Annotated in this window: 19 protein-coding genes and 1 pseudogene; 12 read left to right on the plus strand and 8 right to left on the minus strand. The window is 38.7% G+C overall.

The window, feature by feature from the left end:
- The first annotated feature begins 105 nt into the window (after nt 1-105).
- The 3 genes and pseudogenes from MPH60_RS08380 to MPH60_RS08390 form a co-directional block, all read left to right on the plus strand.
- Nucleotides 106-1569 carry a glycoside hydrolase family 68 protein gene (locus tag MPH60_RS08380; protein WP_241593670.1) on the plus strand — a complete coding sequence of 488 codons (1464 nt, stop codon included), beginning with the start codon at nt 106-108 and terminating at the stop codon, nt 1567-1569.
- Between the two features lie 104 nt (nt 1570-1673).
- Nucleotides 1674-3212 (plus strand): glycoside hydrolase family 32 protein, encoded by a 1539-nt coding sequence (locus MPH60_RS08385; protein ID WP_241615842.1) that lies wholly within the window; start codon nt 1674-1676, stop codon nt 3210-3212.
- 430 nt (nt 3213-3642) lie between these two features.
- Nucleotides 3643-3906, plus strand: a pseudogene (locus tag MPH60_RS08390) (flotillin family protein); the annotation flags it as partial.
- Nucleotides 3907-4325: 419 nt separating this feature from the next.
- On the opposite strand, the gene MPH60_RS08395 reads toward MPH60_RS08390, so the two are convergent.
- Complete coding sequence (locus MPH60_RS08395; protein WP_241591035.1) at nt 4326-4598, minus strand: hypothetical protein; 273 nt, start codon at nt 4596-4598, stop codon at nt 4326-4328.
- A gap of 199 nt (nt 4599-4797) precedes the next feature.
- Entirely contained in the window at nt 4798-6417 is a 1620-nt protein-coding gene (locus tag MPH60_RS08400; protein ID WP_241591034.1) for an ABC-F family ATP-binding cassette domain-containing protein, read from the minus strand.
- Nucleotides 6418-6759: 342 nt separating this feature from the next.
- Here MPH60_RS08400 and MPH60_RS08405 point away from each other — a divergent pair, with 342 nt between their 5' ends.
- Entirely contained in the window at nt 6760-7161 is a 402-nt protein-coding gene (locus MPH60_RS08405) for an RDD family protein (protein ID WP_241591032.1), read from the plus strand.
- 182 nt (nt 7162-7343) lie between these two features.
- Here the strand turns inward: MPH60_RS08405 and MPH60_RS08410 are convergent, their stop codons facing one another.
- Nucleotides 7344-7583 carry a hypothetical protein gene (locus MPH60_RS08410; RefSeq protein ID WP_241591029.1) on the minus strand — a complete coding sequence of 80 codons (240 nt, stop codon included), beginning with the start codon at nt 7581-7583 and terminating at the stop codon, nt 7344-7346.
- A gap of 321 nt (nt 7584-7904) precedes the next feature.
- Between MPH60_RS08410 and MPH60_RS08415 the strand changes: the two genes are divergently transcribed.
- Nucleotides 7905-10163, plus strand: coding sequence for a HelD family protein (locus tag MPH60_RS08415; protein WP_241591027.1), 2259 nt, complete (start codon nt 7905-7907; stop codon nt 10161-10163).
- Nucleotides 10164-10201: 38 nt separating this feature from the next.
- Here MPH60_RS08415 and MPH60_RS08420 read toward each other — a convergent pair whose 3' ends face one another.
- The gene (locus MPH60_RS08420) at nt 10202-10723 is read right to left on the minus strand and encodes a GNAT family N-acetyltransferase (RefSeq protein ID WP_241591025.1); all 522 of its coding nucleotides are present in this window, start codon (nt 10721-10723) and stop codon (nt 10202-10204) included.
- 141 nt (nt 10724-10864) lie between these two features.
- Here MPH60_RS08420 and MPH60_RS08425 point away from each other — a divergent pair, with 141 nt between their 5' ends.
- Nucleotides 10865-11056 carry a hypothetical protein gene (locus MPH60_RS08425; protein WP_034307314.1) on the plus strand — a complete coding sequence of 64 codons (192 nt, stop codon included), beginning with the start codon at nt 10865-10867 and terminating at the stop codon, nt 11054-11056.
- 77 nt (nt 11057-11133) lie between these two features.
- On the plus strand, nt 11134-11550 hold the full coding sequence (locus tag MPH60_RS08430; protein ID WP_241591023.1) for a hypothetical protein: 417 nt from the start codon (nt 11134-11136) through the stop codon (nt 11548-11550).
- A 93-nt stretch (nt 11551-11643) separates the two neighbouring features.
- On the opposite strand, the gene MPH60_RS08435 is transcribed toward MPH60_RS08430, so the two are convergent.
- Nucleotides 11644-12834, minus strand: a complete 1191-nt coding sequence (locus MPH60_RS08435; protein WP_241591022.1) for an alanyl-tRNA editing protein — start codon at nt 12832-12834, stop codon at nt 11644-11646.
- A 311-nt stretch (nt 12835-13145) separates the two neighbouring features.
- Here MPH60_RS08435 and MPH60_RS08440 point away from each other — a divergent pair, with 311 nt between their 5' ends.
- The 4 genes from MPH60_RS08440 to MPH60_RS08455 all read left to right on the plus strand — a co-directional run bounded on the left by MPH60_RS08440 (nt 13146) and on the right by MPH60_RS08455 (nt 19120).
- Nucleotides 13146-14768, plus strand: a complete 1623-nt coding sequence (locus tag MPH60_RS08440) for a GGDEF domain-containing response regulator (RefSeq protein ID WP_241591020.1) — start codon at nt 13146-13148, stop codon at nt 14766-14768.
- 111 nt (nt 14769-14879) lie between these two features.
- Nucleotides 14880-15263, plus strand: coding sequence for a response regulator transcription factor (locus MPH60_RS08445; RefSeq protein ID WP_241591018.1), 384 nt, complete (start codon nt 14880-14882; stop codon nt 15261-15263).
- Nucleotides 15238-18126 carry an ATP-binding protein gene (locus MPH60_RS08450; RefSeq protein WP_241591016.1) on the plus strand — a complete coding sequence of 963 codons (2889 nt, stop codon included), beginning with the start codon at nt 15238-15240 and terminating at the stop codon, nt 18124-18126. Before MPH60_RS08445 ends, MPH60_RS08450 begins: the two co-directional genes overlap by 26 nt.
- A gap of 121 nt (nt 18127-18247) precedes the next feature.
- Nucleotides 18248-19120 carry a CvfB family protein gene (locus MPH60_RS08455; protein WP_241591014.1) on the plus strand — a complete coding sequence of 291 codons (873 nt, stop codon included), beginning with the start codon at nt 18248-18250 and terminating at the stop codon, nt 19118-19120.
- Nucleotides 19121-19166: 46 nt separating this feature from the next.
- On the opposite strand, the gene cotJC is transcribed toward MPH60_RS08455, so the two are convergent.
- From cotJC to MPH60_RS08470, 3 genes are read right to left on the minus strand one after another with little or no spacing between them, the layout of a single operon-like run.
- Complete coding sequence (gene cotJC / locus MPH60_RS08460; protein ID WP_048679126.1) at nt 19167-19736, minus strand: spore coat protein CotJC; 570 nt, start codon at nt 19734-19736, stop codon at nt 19167-19169.
- Nucleotides 19737-19748: 12 nt separating this feature from the next.
- Entirely contained in the window at nt 19749-20015 is a 267-nt protein-coding gene (locus MPH60_RS08465) for a spore coat protein CotJB (protein ID WP_063234474.1), read from the minus strand.
- Complete coding sequence (locus MPH60_RS08470; RefSeq protein WP_063234475.1) at nt 20016-20249, minus strand: spore coat associated protein CotJA; 234 nt, start codon at nt 20247-20249, stop codon at nt 20016-20018.
- Between the two features lie 256 nt (nt 20250-20505).
- On the opposite strand from MPH60_RS08470, the gene MPH60_RS08475 reads away from it, so the two are divergent.
- Nucleotides 20506-21339, plus strand: coding sequence for a 3D domain-containing protein (locus MPH60_RS08475; protein WP_241591013.1), 834 nt, complete (start codon nt 20506-20508; stop codon nt 21337-21339).
- Nucleotides 21340-21391 lie beyond the last annotated feature (52 nt).

The raw sequence follows: 21391 nt of genomic DNA on the forward strand, positions 1-21391 counted from the left end.
TCAATATACGACTAAATTCCAATCAATATGTGGCATACCTCTCTTTTCAGAAAACGCCTATAATTCTATTGTACTAGCAAATACATAAATCGAGGAGGAAGACTTATGAACTTTAGCAGGCTTGCCAAACAGGCAACAGCAGGAATACTCAGTACTGGCATTCTATTAAGCGGTACTGTTACCCAATCATTTGCAGCTTCAAAGGATCCGGCAGATTACAAAGAAACGTACGATACTTCACAAATCACTCGTTCAGCTATGAAAGATATGATTAATCAGCACGGTGATACTAGATATGCCGTTCCTAAGTTTGACGAATCCACAATTAAAAACATCCCTTCTGCCAAAAAAGTAACGGAATCAGGCGAAACCATTGCTTTAGATGTGTGGGATACATGGCCATTGCAAAACGCTGATGGAACTGTTGCAGAGTACAAAGGATATCATATCGTTTTTGGATTAGCAGGCGATCCTAAAAACGCGAGTGATACGTTCATCTACATATTCTACAAAAAAGTGGGCGACAACTCCCTTGATGCTTGGAAGAATGCTGGAAGAGTATTTGATGACAATGATAAAAACGTTCCAAATGATCCGTACCTAAAAGAGCAAGCCGAAGAGTGGTCAGGTTCTGCAACCTTCACTGAGGACGGGGAAGTTCGCTTATTCTATACAAACCGTGAACCGTATACACCTGAGTCAGGAAATTATGGGAAACAAACCTTAACGACTGCTCAAGTAAACCTTTCAGAGCCAGATTCTGTAACATTAAAAGTGGATGGTGTTGAGGATTACAAATCCATCTATGAAGGCAAAGACAGCAAGTACTATCAAACTGTAAATAAATTTGTAGAGGACGGAAATTCCGCTGATAATCATACCTTCAGAGACCCTCACTATGTAGAAGACAACGGCCGCAAATACCTTGTATTTGAAGCAAATACGGGTACAGAATATGGCTACCAAGGCGAAGAATCGCTATACAATAGCGCTTACTATGGCAACAGCAATAAATTCTTCCAGGATGAAAAAAGCAAACTTATGCAAAGCCCTAAAAAAGAGTTAGCTGAACTTGCAAACGGTGCAATTGGAATTATTGAAATAAACGACGATTATACATTGAAAAAAGAAATGAAGCCATTGATTGTTTCAAATACGGTCACAGATGAAATCGAACGTCCAAACATCTTTAAAAAGGACGGCAAGTGGTATTTATTCACAAGTTCAAGAGGATCAAAAATGACCATTGATGGCATCGATAATCAAGATATTTACATGTTAGGCTACACGTCTAATTCCTTAACTGGCCCATATAAACCATTAAATAAAACGGGCATCGTCCTGCATCAGGATCTAGATCCATATGACATCACTTGGAACTATGCTCACTATGCGATCCCGCAGGCTGACAGTGATAATGTTGTAGTGACTAGCTACATGACAAACAGAGGTTATTTTGAAGACAATAAATCTACCTTTGCCCCAAGCTTCCAGCTTAACATTAAAGGGAAAAAAACATCGGTAGTAAAAGACAGTATTCTTGAACAAGGCCAGATTACGGTTAAGTAGTTACCAGTGAAAAGAAAAAGAAAATGTCAGGAAACTTGGCATTTTCTTTTTTCTATTTTAAAAGAGAAAAGTGGTGAGTTTAAGTGAATAAAAAGAAATATAAGATGGTTGGATTATTCGTTCTTGGATTATGGATGGTTATTAGCACAGGAATTTTGATTCATTCATTTTATAAAACAAAAGAAGCTAATCCGGCAGATAAGGTAGAAAAGCACTCATACCGGGCTGCCTATCATTTTACTTCTCCTGATCATTGGAAAAACGATCCACAGAAGCCCGTTTACTTTGAAGGAAATTATCATTATTTTTACCTCTATAATGGAGATTACCCGGATGGCAACGGCACAGAATGGCGACATGCCACCTCTAAAGATTTGGTTCACTGGAAGGATGAAGGAATTGCCATTCCAAAATATACGAATCCAAATGGGGATCCATGGACAGGGTCAGTCGTTGTAGACAAGGAAAATACAGCTGGGTTTGGGAAAGACGCTTTTGTGGCGATCGCAACACAACCCTCTAAGGATGGCCAGAAACAAGAACAATTTCTATGGTACAGTACCGACAAAGGAAATACGTTTACCTCTTATAGTGACGAGCCTATTATGAAAAATCCAGGAACGAAGGATTTTAGAGATCCAAAAATCATCTGGGATAACACGAATCAAAAATGGATCATGACCATGGCCGAAGGATCGAAAATAGGTTTTTATGAGTCTGATAACCTGAAAGATTGGCGCTATACGAGCAGCTTTTCCACTGAGAACATTGGAGTTTTAGAGTGCCCTGACCTTTACCAGATCCGCGCTGATGATGGGACAGTAAAGTGGGTGCTGGGCGTCAGTGCAAACGGAAAAGCAGCAGGGAAACCAAACACCTATGCATACTGGACAGGAACGTTTAATGGAACAGAATTTCTTCCAGATAACAATGAACCGCAATGGCTAGACTACGGTTTCGATTGGTATGGCGGAGTAACGTTTGAAGATGGCAAGGCAAGTGACAAATTAGACAAACGCTATGCCCTCGCTTGGATGAATAACTGGGCCTACGCCGACAATACGCCGACATTAAAAGAAGGGTTTAACGGAATGGATTCGATCGTCCGTCAAATTGAACTAAAGCGTGAAGGCGTGAACAAGTATTATCTTTCTTCACAGCCTTCAGAAGCATTAAAAGAATTGACAAGCTCAACGAATTCTTTTGATAAAATCGAAGTGGATGGCTCGGAAACACTTGATGTTAAAGGAGATGCCTATCAAATAGAGGCAGATCTTTCATGGTCGGATTTTAAGAATGCAGGATTCAGGCTCAAGGAGTCAGATGATCAAAAACGCCACGTTGACGTAGGCATTTCTGCAGAAGGAAATTATTCTTATGTCAATCGGGCATTCACAGATCAACCTGACGAAACGAAACAGTTCGTTGAAAGTACTGCACCATTTGATGCCAGTAAGAAGAAGGTTCATTTAAAGATTCTCGTCGATAAAACGAGTATTGAAGTTTTTGTGGATGATGGAAAGGTTGCTTATTCAAACTTAATATTCCCTCATGTTGAAGATAAAGGAATTACTCTCTTCTCCGAGGGCGGCAAAGCGATCTTTAAGAATATGAAGGTTACACATTTTGTTCCGATTAATTGAACCTCATCTTGGCAGATACCTTTCATATGAGTACACATACATTCCTTTATAAGAACTGACTCTTCAAATATGGACATTTACTAAGAGGGGTACCACCAACATTTCGCCCAAAACAAACGTTAAGCAAATTTTCGACATAGAAAAAGCTCGATTTCTATAAGCTAAGACTGTCTTATATGTACTGAAACTTATCTTTGTCATATTAACTGAACATAGATAAATGTATGGGTTATTGAAAATCAACAGTTGAGGAAAATCCTCATAAATCCTTCAGCTAAAAGGTGTTAAGAAACTTAGGTTTTCTGAAAAGAGCCTTAGTTCTTAACACCTTACGGGAAATGATACAATTTTAGGTTTTATTCTCCCAGGAACACTTGGGTTTAATGGATACTCCATATACCATATATAAATTCTTTAATTCTCACATAAGACAGTCGAGGAAGTTTATAAAAGCCGTGAAACATTCCCCTAGAAGGTACAGAGGGTAGGATCGAAGGACTTAGCTAAAATGGGACCCATTATCGTATCGTTCAATTAAAGATGTTGGGGTAAAAATGGATACCTTGAATCGCTCTGAAAGCCAAGGATTACGCAGGTGAAGAGGGAGGCCGATATAGCTACCGTCGATGCAGAGAAAAAATCGCGAATCAAGCGAGCCGAAGCGAACATGAATATGGCAGCAAGCAAGGAAGAATAACAGGGGGAAATTTAAGGGGCTCTTACTTCAGTATGTAGACAAAGTGGATTCGGAAATCAATATCCAAATTGTATAGGCAAAAAACTGGGTCCAATCATATAGACAAGGGAGCTACAGTTTGTAGACTACTATCTAAAAGTTAAACCAAAGTTGATTGGAACGTAAGGTGCGAGACTCCTGCGGGAAAAGCGAGTCCAGGGAGACCCCGCAGGCGCAAAGGCGCCGAGGAGGCTTCCCGGACCGCCCGCGGAAAGCGAGTGCCTGGAGTGGAAGTCAACATCTAAATCGTCCAACCATAAAAAAACTGTAGGCAAACTCAATTTTCATCAAGTTTGCCTATAGTCTCAGGTAAGGGAGAATGATACTCTTACCTTTTTTTGAATAGTTTTGGCAGTTTATCTGGCCTTTTATACTACTTAACAAATATGTTCGTCATACTCGGTTTTCAAGTAATTCAGCATCCTTTGTTTTTGGTGGGAATAATGAAAGCAATTAAAGTAATAGGAAAAGTCGTCAAAAAAGAGAGGGTTTTTATCATCGAAGCCATAAGAATTTAAAAAATCCGAGATTACTTTTTCTTGTTCCACTGCATCGAACAATCCGGATATATAAAAATGATAACTGAATTTATCATATAAAAAAAGGTATCCTGTATCATCAAAAATATTTTTCACTGTATGACCATCCAATTCTAACTCACTCCTTCCTTACCAATATATCTTTTTATCCATGAACTTATTCAGTGCTCATCTTTTAAGGGAATATTATTATATTTATTGCAGCGTGTTTTTTATACCTTCCATGCATTAAAGGTATGAAAAAAAGGCAGGTAGCAAGAATAAGGAACGAAAAAAGCACATCCAATAAGGATGTGCTTTCATAAAAGCATTATTTGTACATTTCTGCCACTTGTTTTTGCAATTCGCCATTTTCAAGGTACTCATCATAACTCATTTGCTTATCGACTGTACCTTTTGGAGTAAGTTCAATGATCCGGTTCGCTATAGTTTGGATGAACTGATGATCATGTGAAGAGAAGATCATAGATCCTTTAAAGCTGATCAAGCCGTTGTTTAATGCCGTAATCGACTCTAAGTCCAGATGGTTAGTAGGTTCATCAAGCATCAGGACGTTCGAACCGCTTAACATCATTTTGGAAAGCATACAACGGACTTTTTCGCCCCCAGAAAGTACACTTGCCTTTTTCGTGACTTCATCGCCAGAGAATAACATTCTTCCCAAGAAACCGCGCAGGAAGCTTTCACTCTGGTCATTTGGTGAGTATTGACGAAGCCAATCGACAAGATTTAAATCGACACCTTCAAAGAATTCAGCATTATCCTTAGGGAAGTATGCCTGAGAGGTCGTAACTCCCCATTTGAATGAGCCGCTATCAGGTTCAATTTCACCTGCCAAGATTTTGAACATGGTTGTTTTAGCAATTTCATCTTTACCGACAAATGCAATTTTGTCGCCTTTATTCATCGTGAAGCTGACGTTATCCAATATTTTTACGCCATCGATCGTTTTCGAGATTCCATCTACACGAAGCAGGTCGTTCCCGATTTCACGTTCAGGAGTAAAGCCGACATATGGATAGCGGCGTGAAGAAGGCTCGATGTCATCCAGGCTGATTTTGTCCAATAATTTCTTACGGGATGTAGCCTGGCTCGATTTGGATGCATTGGCACTGAAACGCGCGATGAAATTTTGAAGCTCTTTGATTTTTTCTTCTTTTTTCTTATTGGCATCTTGAGTCAGTTTAAGGGCAAGCTGGCTTGATTCATACCAGAAGTCATAGTTACCGATATAAACTTTGATTTTACCGAAATCAAGATCCGCGATATGTGTACAAACTTTGTTAAGGAAGTAACGGTCATGGGAAACTACGATAACAGTGTTTTCAAAGTTGATTAGGAATTCTTCCAGCCATTTGATCGCTTTTAAGTCCAAGTGGTTGGTAGGCTCATCCAGTAAAAGAACATCCGGTTTACCGAATAATGCCTGGGCAAGCAATACTTTAACTTTGTCGCCACCGTTCAATTCAGCCATTTTCTTTGTATGCAGGTCTTCCGCGATACCAAGGCCTTTTAAGAGGATTGAAGCTTCAGGTTCAGCTTCCCATCCGTTTAATTCGGCAAATTCCCCTTCAAGTTCGGCCGCTTTCATTCCGTCTTCGTCGGTGAAGTTTTCCTTCATATAGATGGCATCTTTTTCTTGCATGACTTCATATAATCTTTCATGTCCCATAATGACAACTTTAAGGACTTCTTCCTCTTCATAAGCGAAGTGATCTTGCTTTAGAACGGCAAGGCGTTCGCCAGGACCCATATGGACATCGCCGGATTGCGCTTCAATTTCACCTGAAAGGATTTTTAAGAAAGTCGATTTACCCGCACCATTCGCACCAATCAGGCCATAGCAGTTACCAGGAGTGAATTTTATATTAACATCTTCAAACAGTTTACGATCGCCATAACGTAAACCAACATTATTTACTGTAATCATTTATTTACATTCCTCCAAAATACTTTTGTTTCAACGTGTCCAACACTTTGTTTCATTAGTTTTACGCTGATTCATACAAACAGCAGTTTACGATCTTGTATGTTTTAAACTGTGCATCATTTAAATTGTATCTTATTTCTTATGAAAATTAAAGGCAGATTAGCAAAAACACACGTTTATTAGCAAAAATTACACAGAGTTTTAATTTTGCTTATAAATTGTCACCCATTATGTAGGTTTTATTTTTTTGTTAAAGACCACTATGGGTATAAAGGCTCGTTACGCACCAACCTTATTATTGGTAATATAGGTAACTGTAACTAACACAACAGGAGGATATATATGAGCGATTCAGTAGGTTTTTGGAAACGTCTTTTTGCAGGATTTTTGGATGGCATAATAGTGTCTTTTCCATTAGCGATAATTTTCGGGTTGATTACCGGTGATTGGGAAAATGAAAGCTTTTCAACGTTTTTCAACTTTCTTTACATGCTGTTTGTCCCGATATTATGGTATGGCTATACAGTGGGTAAAAGGATTATGGGAATACGCATAGTACGGGTGGACGGAAAGAAATTAGGCATAGGCACAATGCTATTGAGGTATTTAGTTGCTGCTTTGGTTTATGCCATTACATTTGGGATAGGATTTATTGTCAGTGCGTTCATGGTTGGTATTAGAAAAGATCATAGAGCGATACATGATTTCATAGCAGGTACGTACGTGACATCTAATAAGCCATGATTAATGGATAAGCAGTTTACTAGCTGCTTTTTTTTATGCAAATCATCATTTCGAATCCGATTCGATTTTTTGGCTGGGAAATTACAATTCAAGGTATAAATATTACATTGGAAACCACGTTAGAATATCTATTTCATTAAAACAGTGGCAGTTAGGAACCAAAAAGCACTTAACCTTTATGGTCAAGTGCTTTTGTTATTGAGAACCTCTTTATTTTGATTAATGATGATTTTATTTCTTAAGATCATTTCCTTATTATTAAGTCCAAAATTGAGTTCTTTCGTATTATTCACTTTTTCCAGCAGTGATGCTACAGATATTTCCAATAATTCAGAAACAGGCATATTTGTTTTGGATGATAAAATTTCAAGTTCATGGATTAATTTAGGGGATAGCATTGGTTGTCTTTCATTTATTTCCATGACAGGACCCACTTTCTTAAAAATTATGTAATTGTAATTTAAGTATATAATGTGAGATTCCAATAAAACATTAAAATAGCGTTATTTATGTTAAGAATTGATGACAATAGCAGTTCGTAAGTCAACATATTATATCTAAATTCAATCCGGAATATATCGTGTATTCTTCGAATTATATGAAATATAAGGGAAGGTAAATTTCAACTATATAATTCTATGTCTCCAGATTTGTCAACCATTGGCTTTTCTGATAGTATAAATGTCCATTTCGTATTAGCATCGGCATATTAATAAGTTTGATAAATACACAAGGAAGGGGAAGTGATTTTATTGGGTAATCACCCTGATTTTGAACAGGAACGACAGCGGCTGGATTTTACGAAGCGTTATATCGATGTAGTCATCAAAACATCAGAAACAAGCAAAGATCAATTTCAAAGGAATATGCAGGAAGCTTTTGGCGATGCCGATTGGTCTGAATCAGCCTTATATTCACAGCTGCTGACGACGGCCAACTTTTTTGAGATGTCCAAAACCGAACTTGAAAGTTTACGCAAGGCAAGTAAAAAACCCTACTTTGCAAGAGTGGATTTTGAAAGGAATGACGGTGATAGTGGCGAAGTCCTTTATTTCGGAAAAACATCGCTTTATCAGAGGGAAAGCCAGGAACAGATTATCGTCGATTGGCGTTCACCTATTGCAAACCTGTATTATGAGGGACGGATTGGTGAAATAGAATATGAAGCGGAAGGGGAGACATTCAGCGGGAACATCACTTTAAAAAGACAGCTAATGATAGAAGAAGGTGTTTTGGAGGAGATAAGGGACATTGATTTGACAACTACAGATGAATTGTTGCAGGAATCCCTTTCCAAAAGTTCCAGCAATCGATTGACGGATATCATTACCACGATTCAGGAAGAACAAAATAAAATCATTCGGGCAGATTTGAATAAACCTATCATTGTCCAGGGCGCAGCGGGCAGTGGTAAGACGACAATTGCTTTACATAGGATCTCTTATTTCATTTATCACTATAAAGACTTGTTCGATCCGCGTCAATTAATGATTCTTGCTCCGAGCCGTGTTTTCATTGATTACATATCTGAAGCTTTACCTGAATTGGGTGTCGAAAAGGTAAAGCAATTCACATTTTCGGAATATGTTCAGGCAGCGATAGGAAAGCAAGTGAAGCTTATCGCGGATGATAAATTAACTCGATTGCTGGAAAAGGATGATGAAGACATTAATTCAGCCGTCTGGATATCAGGTCTGAAGGGTTCCCCTGCCTTTAAATATATATTGGACGAATATGTAAAGGATATTTTCAAGGGTTTTCATCCAGATGCTGATTTTTATTGTGATAAATATCGCCTCTATTCCGCTAAAAAGTTCATTAGATTATTGGAAGAGGATTATTGGTATTTACCGTTATACAGCAGGCTGGACAAACTGAAGGCTATACTACAAAATGAAGTGAAACTGAAAAAGAAAACAATGCTTGAACGTGTTGTTGATTTTTATGATGCCAAAATTGAGAAAGCTCTTTATAAGAATATCGATCCAGTCATTCGCAAGGATTTTGTTACAAAATGCCTCGATAAGAAAGAGGAAAGGATAGTGCAGGTCCAAAAGGCGATCCGTACTTCGGTAAAAGGGTATTTTAAGCAATTCAAAAGTAAAGATCTCCTGGATTACTATCAGGAATTATTCCAAGATCCGGGGCGTCTCGCCTCGTACAGCAACGGTAAACTTACTATTGAAGATGCCAGTGTTTTATGTGAGTATAATCATAAATTATTCTCTGCTAAAAGGTATGAGATGGAGGACTTGGGAGCATTATTATATCTTCATGAGCGGCTTTTTGGTGTCGATAAAGAAAACAAAGCAAAAAATGTCGTCATTGATGAGGCACAGGATTATAGCTTCATGCAGTTACAGGCACTAAAGACGGCAGTGGATACCGATATGTTCACACTTGTAGGCGATCTTGCACAAGGCATCCATTCTTATCGCGGACTTCAAACGTGGGAAGAGGTTCACAGTCGTATTTTCCCTCGGGCGACTTATACTGAATTACAAAAAAGCTACAGAACAACTGTTGAAATAATGAAAAGAGCTAATGAAATACTTCAGTTGTTAACATACGATTTCCCGGAAGTTGAACCTGTAGTTCGTCATGGCAAGGATCCAGAATTCATTTCCATTGAAAAGGAAGATTGGGAAGAAGAGCTGGTCGATCTTATCGAAAGCCTTAAAGGAGAAGGTTTTAAAACGTTTGCCGTTATTGCTAAAACGATGAAAGATTGCAAACTGGCAAACGAGAAACTAAGTGGATTCCATCAAGGCTTTCATTTAATAGATGAAGAGGGAAACATCCCAAAAGATAAAACGTTGATTGTTCCATCCTATCAAGCCAAAGGTCTCGAATTCGATGTCGTATTTGCAATATCCCTTGAAGAAATATATTGTCATGGAAATGAACTTGATATCAAATTGCTGTACGTAACAATGACAAGGCCATTGCACCGGCTTTACTTTCTTGGAAATGATAAAAAGGCCTTCCTTATCGAGACATGAGAGGGGAGGGTGGAGAGTAACACCCTCCCCGAGAATGCTTACACATGCAAAAGGATATCCTGGATGTCTTCCCACCCGAAACCGACTTCGATAAGCTCAATGCCTGCCATTTTAACGGTTTTTTCAGCTATCACTTGACCGCCAATTGCTCTGTAAAAACCGCATGAAGGATTATCCTTTAATGCCCAAATTATTAAGTTCTGATGTTCCATTTTCATAAGCTCATGTATGACCGCTTTTATCATTTTTCGGCCGAGTCCCTGTCGTTGATATTCTTGTAAAAAATAAATGGCATATACTTCACCTTGAATATGCGGATCATTCGTTTGTTCAGGTCCACCGGCAGCGAAACCGATGATTTCCCCACTGGCGTTTTCCGCTACAAAGGTGGCATTATGCAGCATCTTTAAATTTCTTAGCCAGTTTTTCTTTTTGGCTTCTAGATTCATGGAAGACAAATATTGATCCGGGAGTATTCCTTTGTAAGTCGTTTTCCAGCTGTTTATATGTACATTTGCTATTCCACTTACATCTTGTTCCATGGCTTTCCTTATCTTCATAAAAACACCTTCTGATTTTCGTATTCCCCCCTAGAATATCATGGAAAAAGCCAATAAGCATTTTATTTATGTTTATAACTGCATGAGAAAGGATATGAAATAAAAGAGTGATTCAACCAGACGAAGGGAAGGATGAGAAAGATGAAATTGAAAGTTGGTTTTTATTTTCCAGGCGGCAAAGAACTAGAGCATGAGGTAGAAGGCGATGATTCAACTCAAATGATTTCAAACATTCAAAAGCATCGTTATTATAATTTAGTTAAAGGCGATTGCCATTATGTAGTAGATACGGAAAAAGCAGCTTATTTTTCTGTAACGGAAATATTGGATTGAGATAAACCGCATTGGACTTTTGTTCCATTGCGGTTTATTCTTTTGGTTGTAAGGAAACCGAAAAAGGAGTATCGACAATGAAAATCAATTTTACCAGGAAACAGTATGAAACATTATTCAAAATGGTTCAGTACGGATATTGGGTTGCTTCCGATAATGAAAATAATAAAGAAGAATTTAGTGAGATGGAACAGTATATTAATTCCTTTGCCAAAGATTTCGGCATGGAAGGAGTACAGTTTGTGAAGGAATATGAAATTTATGATTTGAGTCGGGAATTGGAGGATCAACTTCAAACAGTCATAAATGTATATGAAGAAGGAGTGTTCAGGGATAAGCTTGCCTATCATTTGGCTAGAAAAGAGTTCGCCGAGGAGTCGGAAAACCATGAATATAATCAAGAGGAAGCGTTTATCCGTATCATGGAACTCGAGGAAAAATATCATCTACATATTGAAGAACAAGGGTTAGGGAAATTGAAAATAGAAGAATAAAAAGAGGGAGGACAAAAATTTGTCCTCTCTTTTCTCATTCCGAGAAGGCATGATTTCCATGTTCATCACGTATGCCATCATTACGGATCGGTTTTATTCACCAGGAATATGGCCTAATTTTTCAACTGTGTATTGGTAGAAGGCGATTAAGTCATTTTGTGACGCAAAACCTGCTTGTGCAGTCTGTTCGTTCCCTCCGCCTTTTCCGTTATACGAGCCCAGTTCCGCTTTAAAATATTGTCCGCAATGAAAGGGTGTATCCCCACTGTGTGAAAGGATGACCTTTTGCTCCTTACGTGATGCTAATAATACGGTAACCTTTTCCTTTTTTACAATCGTACCTGCAAGGTAAAGCAGTTCTTTCATTGAGCTATCTTCGAAAATACGAGAGATGAATCCCCCTCCATTTACTGCAAGCAGGGAGTCGGCAAGGAAATTTGCATTTTCAAGTTTTAAGTTTTCGTTAGCCGATAGCAGCTGCTTATAGTCATTTTCCAGTTTCTCCACCCTATTCAGAATCTCAGTACGACCGGTATTGAATTTATTCGATAATGCCAAAAGAATTCCCAGACTTTCGGAATAATCGTTCAATGCCCTGAAACCGCACTTAAAGTATAGACGGGTATGTTCTTTCTGCTTCTCCGTTTTGAAAATTTTTATTAAGCCAATCTCACCGGTACGCCCTACATGGGTTCCACCGCAAGGGTTATATTCAATCCCTTCTATTTCAACAATACGGATATCCTCTGAAACTTTAGGCATTTTGACGACAGGAAGCGTCTGTAATTGCTCGTTCGTCACGTAATAGATAAGTATTTCGCGATTCTCGATAATATATTGATTAACTAGCTTTTCAGCATCAGCTGTATGTACTTCAGTCCATTGAAATCCTGTCATGATATCGATCGTTAAATATTCCTTCCCAAGGTGAAAGCTGACCGTATTAGCGTCGAACAATTCCTTGCAGACAGCAGAGAGTAAATGCTGGCCGCTATGCTGTTGCATATGATCGAAGCGGTGGGACCAATCAAGTTCACAGTGAACGATCTCTACATCTGGCCTTCTCTCCATTTTATGGAGAATATTTCCATCGTTGTCTTTTATAACGTCAAGAACGGTGATTCCTTCTATTTTACCAGTATCTGCAGGCTGACCGCCCCCTTCGGGATAAAAAGCGGTTTCTTCAAGTGTAATATAGCAAAAGCCGTTTTCTTCAATGGTCTCCCGAATTTTAGTATCCCATTGGGAAGTCTTGGAGGATGTGTAATACAATTTTTTTGTCATGAATGATTACTTTTTCCTTTCAGTTGATCATTAAATTATATCACCGACATACCAGAGTTTGAAATCGCGGGTTTAGAAGATTAGTCAGGTAAATAAGTAAAGTTTATGACAAATCCTAAATAAATTGTGCAAGATGGCAATAATCTATTTATAGACTACCTCTTATGATGTAAAATATTCCTGAAAGTATATACTTTAGACCTAATAATAACTAATTAAACAGAATTACATAGTTAAAAGGTCACTGTTAAGGTTGTTAGGAATAGGATGACCATGGGATCATTTGAGTGGGAAGGGTTAAGTGATATGAAGTGAATCTGGTAAATATGGAAAAATACAAAAATAGCTTATTTGGGAATATAAAAAACAAACTTTCTGATTGGCTGGAGCTGGATGTAGGGCAAACCATTCCGGCTAAGGAGATATTCCGTTTTCTGCATTCAGTCAAAGGGACGGCTGGAACGCTGCAATTATGTGGACTTATGGCCATCACCGAACAGTTATTGGATGGAATTGATGAAGACAGTGAGCGGGTCTGGAATCGGACGGAACTGAGGAATTTCCTTTTTGAGCTCATTGAACATACATATGAATATGAGCATTTCGATGAAGTTGAAATAAAAGCTAAGCCTGTCCGCGATTCACAAGCCCCGCTCATACAGATCATTGATGATGATATCTCCATGTTGATTTTATTGAAAGATCTATTGGAGGATAAGGGGTGGATGGTCATAACGAATGCCGACCCCGTCAAAGCGACAAATCAATATTTTGAAATGCAGCCGGATTGTCTGATTCTTGATATTCAGTTACCTGCAAAGGATGGTTTTCAAATCCTTCAAGAGATTCATCTGCATAACGAAAAATATTTCATACCGAAGATCATGATCAGCATTCAGAACGAAAAACATACCCGGATAAAAGCTTTCAAGATGGGTGCGGATGATTTTATTGGTAAGCCGATTGATATCGATGAGTTTATTGTAAAGATGGAAAGGCATATACAGCGGAAGAAAATCTTTGATCAATCGGTCCTAATCGATGAGTTGACACAGGTATATAATAGAAGATTCCTTGAAGATACACTGCCAAGATATTTTAATGATTATAAGCGGTCAGGGCGTCATTTTACGATAAGCATCATTGATCTAGATCACTTTAAAAGGGTGAATGATCAATACGGACACTCGGTGGGCGACCTTGTACTCGTTGAATTTGCACAATTCATCAAAAGCAATATCAGGAGTTCAGACTTAATCTGCCGGTATGGAGGGGAAGAATTCGTCATTATTTTCCCTGATACTTCGAATGATGAAGCTAAACAAAAGTTAACGGAATTAATCAAGGACTTTTCTGCAAAGAAATTCATCCAGAATGGTTACACATTTTCGGTTACATTTTCTGCAGGGGTTTTTACGGTTGAACATGAAAATGTTACGCCCAAGGAGGCTTTGGAGGAAGCTGACACTTCTTTATATGAAGCGAAACGCTCAGGCCGTGGAAGAGTTGAAAGCATGCAAAAAGTTGGAAATAATAAGAAATCGCTCAATGTGTCCGTTATCGATGATGATATCATTATCCGCACCATCTTAACTAAAGCCTTGCATTCGCTTCAAATTCCTCATTTTGATTTGAATATCGCTGTGTATGAAGATGGTCCATCTTTTTTGAAATCCAATCGAGCCAAAGAAGATGTAGGGCATTTTTTGATCCTGGATGGAGTGATGCCTATCATGGATGGAATTGAAGTGCTTCAGAAAGTGAAACAAAGCAGTAATGCGGAGTTTTTCACCGTTTTAATGCTAACTGGAAGAAAAAGTACGGATGATATTGCAAATGCATTGAAACTTGGTGCGGATGATTATGTAACGAAACCATTTAGCATTAGGGAACTCGAGGCTAGAATAGAGCGTCTATTGACGAAGTTAATTTAAAGGGCAAACGGATTTTAGTTATGCATGGATGGAATTCTATTTGTAAAATGGGCGTCTAAACTTCAGGAGTTAAGGTGCCATTCGATTGAAGGTTAATTAGGAGGATGAATGATGAAGCGTATTTTATTAGCGGAGGATGAGGAAGTGTTACGAATGCTCGTGGTTGACACTTTAGAGGATGAAGATTATAAGGTTGACGAAGCAGCGGATGGAATGGAGGCCGTACAGCTTCTCGAAAGCAATACGTATGATCTTATAATTCTTGATTATATGATGCCTGGATATACGGGATTGGAAATCATTGAAAAAATCCAGTCTTCTGAAATTAAAAACCAAGGGAAAATCTTGATGTTATCTGCAAAAAGCCAACAATTTGAACAAGAAAGGATATTGGAAGCTGGTGCGGATTATTTCATGGCCAAACCATTTAGTCCGTTAAAATTAATAGAAAAAATAGAGGTCATTTTGCATGAAACTGAATCCTTACTTTACTAAAAGCCTATCTAGGCAGGTAGTCTCTTTAATGACGGGTTGCATCATTTTATTTATTGTCGTAACAGGGATTTTATTTTATTTTTTGCAGTCTTTGAATGCTCAATATATCCAACAGAGGCAAATCATTGTGGATAAACAATTGTTGATGGATGAAATATTCGATCAATATAATACGGTCTTTTTAGATATTAAGGGATATATAGCATTCGATAATGATGCATTGAAGGATAAGGCATTAAATGAGGAAACCTCAATTTCCGAAAATATTGAAGCGTTTAAGGAGATTGCAAATACAAAGGATGATAAGAATATATCCAAACAGCTTGAGACATTTACTGAATATTATTTTAGTGGAGTCCTACCATCCTTCTTTGATTCCGAAACAGGGGGGGAGTTTGAGGTTGAAAAAATGGATAGTACTGAAATTACGGCACAAATTACGAAACTTCGCAGTACTATAAAATCTTACTCTGGTACTTTAACGGAAAGGCTCGATAAAAATGTGAGTGATCTCACGAAAGAGCAGTCCATTATTCAAGGAGCCTTTGTCGGATTCGTTCTTATTTTTTTATTCATCTTCTTATTCATCGTCAGATCGATCATCAGGAACATAGGAAGACCTCTTTCGGATTTTTCAATAGCGGCGAATGAAATTGCAGCCGGACGGGAGGCTGTCATTTCCGTCAAGGAAAACCGTAAAGATGAGCTTGGGGTTTTGTCCATTGCATTCAAAAAAATGTTTACTAGCGTTCAGGAAAAAGAGCAGGAACTGATGGCGCATAATGAAGAACTCCTTGCACAGCAGGATGAACTTCAAGCCCAGCAAAATGAACTTCAAGCAACACTTGGAATCATAACTGAAAATGAGCAGAAGCTCACGAGGAGAAATGAACTGATCAATGGTATATCATCGACATTAGATAAAAAGGAAGTGTTAAAAAGCATTGTCCTTAATATGAGCAGATTGATTTCTGCCGATCGGGGAATGATTGCTTTAGTTCATGAAGATGCTTTCTCGTCATTTGGAATTTCTGAAAATGGCGTACGGCAATTCCGGAATAATATCCACAGCGGATTGAATCATCGTCTTCTTGAAGAGAAGAAACCCTTCACAATAAAGAGAGAACAAGATGTGGCTGAGAAAGGGTTTCATGAAAATAAGAATTACAGTTATGATTTATATCTTCCCGTTTTATCCACGTTTAAAGAAGTGGATGCCATCATGGTTTTCAGCAGGTATGGGACCCCGTTTACCGATCAGGAAGTGGAAGAATGCGAAACGTTGGCTAAGCAAATTTCAACGTCGCTTGACAAGATCAAGCTTTACGAACAGACGGAAGAGAATAGGAGGCTGAATCAGGACATCCTGAACACGATTCAGGAAGGCATCCAGTTGATTGATCAGGATAGAAAGGTCATTCAGGTCAATCAGCCATTTTGCGATATTTTTAAAACAGGTTCTTTTCCTGAGCAAATAATAGACTTGCCATGGGAAACATGGAGTGCTGAAATGGCTGGTCAAATGGTGGGGGAGAGGTTTTTACATGCAATGGATGAAGCGATTGATAATCTGGAGGGAGTAAATTATGAAGAACGAAGTTTTACATTCAAAAAGGAAGAGAGTAATCAGGTAATAAAAGTATATCTTGAGACACTACATTATCGCGAAGAAGGTCATGGTACAATTTTGGTTTATCGTGATATTACAAAAGAATATGAAGTGGATCAAATGAAGTCCGAATTTGTCAGTACAGTTAGTCATGAATTAAGGACACCGCTTGCAAGCGTCCTTGGTTTTACCGAATTGATGCTGAACAAAACATTGAAACCTGAAAGGCAGACAAAATATTTACAGACAATCTATAATGAAGCAAAAAGGCTAACCGCACTTATCAATGATTTCTTGGATGTTCAAAAAATGGAGTCCGGTAAACAGATATATGAAAAAAAATATGTGGAAATCATTCCATTAATTCAAAAGGTGATTGAACATCTAGAAATTAATACAGCACAGCATGATATTCAGCTCAATATCGAAACCAAGGATTTAATGATTCTAGGAGATCGCTTGAAAATTGAACAAGCCTTTTCCAACCTGCTAAGCAATGCAATCAAATATTCTCCGGATGGGGGAAGGATCTCTGTCCTTGTATATAGCAGGAACGATATGCTTTCCATCGATATCCAGGATGAGGGGTTAGGCATCCCAAAAGAATCACTGCCGCATTTATTCCAAAAATTTTATAGGGTCGATAATTCAGATCGCAGGAGGATTGGAGGAACCGGACTTGGATTAGCCATTGTTGATGAAATCATAAAGTCACACGGCGGAAATGTTACGGTGGTTTCCGATTATGGACAAGGAAGTACATTCACCATATCCTTACCCAGAGTAACTCTGAAAGAAGTTGGACTGAACAATGATGGCCTGTCAAGAAAACTGAGCCATGAAATTATGGTCATTGAAGATGATATTAACTTAGCGGAACTGTTAAAATATGAATTGATGGACAGTGGCTTCCACGTCAGCTATTTCAAAAGTGGTAGAAAGGCATTTCAAAAGCTAAAAAGCTCACCTCCTGATGCCATTGTACTGGATATCCTTCTTGAAGAGGGAGAGATGGACGGCTGGACGATCTTGAGGGAATTAAAAGGTTCGGCTGACTTGAATGAGATTCCCGTTTTTGTATCGACCGCACTTGACGAAAGGGAGAAGGGAATTTCCTTGGGAGCAAAGGATTATTTAGTTAAACCGTATAAACCGAGCCAATTATCCAAAGTGATCATGCATACTTTATTAAGTAACGGTAAACAAGGGCATATTCTGGCTCCGCAGGCATTCCATGAAGAAAACAAGGGTTAAAAAATAAAAAACCGTAATAGGTATACAGAACAACAAAAAAATGATAAATTCAAATATGTTGGAAATATAAATAATTGGGTACAATTGTAGGTAAAGGTAAGTTACAGGAGGATTTTTATACATGCAAAAAATTCAGGCCGGCATGGCTGTAGAGTTAGAAGTGGAACGTAAGGCTGATTTCGGATGGTTTTTAACAGATGGTTCAGAAGATGTCTTACTTCATCATAATGAAATGAATGAAGAAACGGAACTTGAGATTGGCGATGAAGTAACAGTGTTCATCTACCATGACAAACAAGCAAGGCTAACAGCGACAATGAAGATACCCGAAATCCAGATTGATCAGTATGGCTGGGCGGAAGTTGTCAATGTGAAAAGGAAACTGGGTGTTTTTGTTGACATCGGTCTTTCCAAAGATATTCTTGTATCCCTGGACGACCTTCCGAATATAGATCGATTATGGCCCGAGGTTGGTGATCGTCTATATGTATCCCTGAAGACAGATCGTCATGATCGCCTGTTTGGAAAACTTGCAACGGAAGATATAATTCAGGAGATTGCAGTAAAAGCCCCTTTAAAAGGAGTCCGTAACACCAGTATTAAGGGAAATGTCTATCGTTTGCTTATGGTTGGATCTTTCTTTATTTCACAAGAAGGGTACCGCTGTTTCATTCACGAAAGTGAACGCAATGAAGAGCCCCGTCTCGGTGAATTAGTTGAAGGGCGCGTCATTGATAGTAAAGAAGATGGAACGCTTAACGTTTCTTTAATCCCCTTTAAACAAGATTTAATGGGGGAAGATGCCGATGTCATTTTCAAATATTTAATGAATCGCGGCGGGGCAATGCCTTATGGTGACAAAACGCCACCTGATGATATCAAGTTTCACTTCGGTTTGAGCAAGGGAGCGTTCAAGCGTGCGCTCGGCAAACTAATGAAAGAAGAAAAGATTTATCAGGAAGATGGTTGGACATATTCGTCAGACCGTAAATGAAAAAAGGCAGCGGATTATCTCCGCTGCCTTTTTTTTGTGAATTTCATTAAAAGAACTTCTTTTTACCTTTTTCTTCTTTTAAAATCTCCACAGCTTCCCTGAACCTCATCGAATGGACAATTTCCCTCTCACGCAAAAATCTGAGGGAATCATTGATATCAGGATCATCCGAGATGTCAATCAACCATTGGTAGGTTGCTCTGGCCTTCTCCTCGGCGGCGATATCTTCATATAAATCAGCAATGGGATCTCCTTTGGCTTGGATATAAGTGGCGGTCCATGGATTCCCCGCAGCATCATGATAATAAAGGGCACTATCATGATTAACATAATGATCCCCTAGCCCGGCGGCAGCCATCTGCTGAGGTGTGGCATCTTTTGTAAGCTTATAAATCATCGTAGCGATCATTTCCAGATGGGCAAATTCTTCCGTTCCGATATCCGTAAGCAAGCCAATCACTTTATCAGGAATTGTATATCGTTGATTTAAGTAACGGAGTGCTGCAGCCAACTCACCATCAGCACCACCGTACTGTTCTATTAAGTACTTTGCCAATCGAGGATTACAGTCTCTTACTTTAACAGGATATTGCAGCTTCTTTTCATAAACCCACATAGATATCTCTCCTTATACCTGCCATGGCCAAGGGCCTTGGCCCCATTCCCATTTATTTTCACCGCCTGGACTGTTTCCAAAACCCAATAATGGACCATATTTAGGCTCAAAAACCGATTTCAATTGTTTGGAGTATTCATGAAATTGATTGAATTGCTGTAATGCTTGCTGATCGTTAGGATGTGTATCCAAATAAAGAGTCAACTCGACAAGTACGAAGTCCGCAGCCTGTATTTGTTCAAGTAACTGATAATATTCATCATCCAGTTTCTTATTCATTTATGTCTCCCTTTCCCGGTATGGATTATCATAAAAATCATAAAAGAATTTCCAAAGTGTACCGTATTTCAAGGCTTCCTCTGGTGTGAACTGCTCCAAATTCGGCGGTTGAAAATTAATATACAAATTAGGAGGTGTCCTGTAGTACTTTCTCCCAATAGGCGGGCACGGATCGAATTTACTATGGAAAGGTTTATATGACTTAACTAAAGTGAAAGTCTTTTCACGAGTCAAAAAAATACCTCCTTTGTAAAAATATAGCCTTTAATTCTTATGCCCAAGTAATGAATAATATGACTCCCCTGGTCTGGAAAGGTAATTATCTGGAAAAAGATGTTTTTTCAGAATATTATAAAATCTTGTTATAGTCCCGTTATCTTACTGTGATGTTTGTCATCTATTCTTTATCTGTTTGTTCTTTGTATAGAAAAAAACTATGTTAAGATTTAACTCGTAGCTTATAAAGCAGCTCACAAGGAGGTAACAACATATGAAAAAATCAATCTTATCGTTAGCGGCAGCGGCTGCTATATCCGGTGCATTCACAATTCCGGTACAAGCAGAAGATGTCAAAGTGAAAGATGGAGACACATTATGGGGGATATCTCAAACATATAAAGTATCAGTAGAAGATATTAAGTCTTGGAACGATTTGTCTTCAGACGCGATTTATGCCGGAGAAACCATACATATTTCTCAAGAAGAGCATTATAAAGTAAAGTCAGGGGACACATTATCGGGAATTGCACACAAATATGATGTAGCGGTAAATGATATTAAATCTTGGAACGGTTTAAATTCAGATACGATCCATCCTGGTCAAGAACTGGTCATCAAACCCGCAGCTAACAAAGTCGAAGCCGCTAGTGTAGGGCCTGCACAGAAATCAGAGCAAGCTGCACCAGCAGAGCAATCCAAACCAGCAGAGCAATCTAAGCCAGCAGAACAAACAAAGCCGGTTGAACAATCGGAACCAGTTGAACAATCGGAGCCAGCAGACACAAACAATGAATCCCAAGATCAAGCAGAATCTGGAAGAGAGATTACTGTTAGTGCAACCGCCTATACGGCTGATTGTCAAGGCTGCAGCGGAACAACAGCCACAGGAGTGGACTTGAAAGCTAATCCAGATGCAAAGGTGATTGCTGTGGACCCTTCAGTCATTCCGCTAGGATCAAAGGTTTATGTTGAAGGTTATGGCTATGCAACCGCAGCCGATACAGGCAGTGCCATCAAAGGGAATAGAGTGGACATTTTTGTTCCAAACGAACAGGATGCCGTGAATTGGGGCGTTAAAAACGTTAAAGTGCAAATCCTGAATTAATTTAACCATGCAAATCATGTTTATATATTGAAAAAGCAGACACAGACATAGT

This window comes from Peribacillus sp. Aquil_B1 (genome assembly GCF_022603275.1).
In the GTDB taxonomy this organism is placed as follows: domain Bacteria; phylum Bacillota; class Bacilli; order Bacillales; family DSM-1321; genus Peribacillus.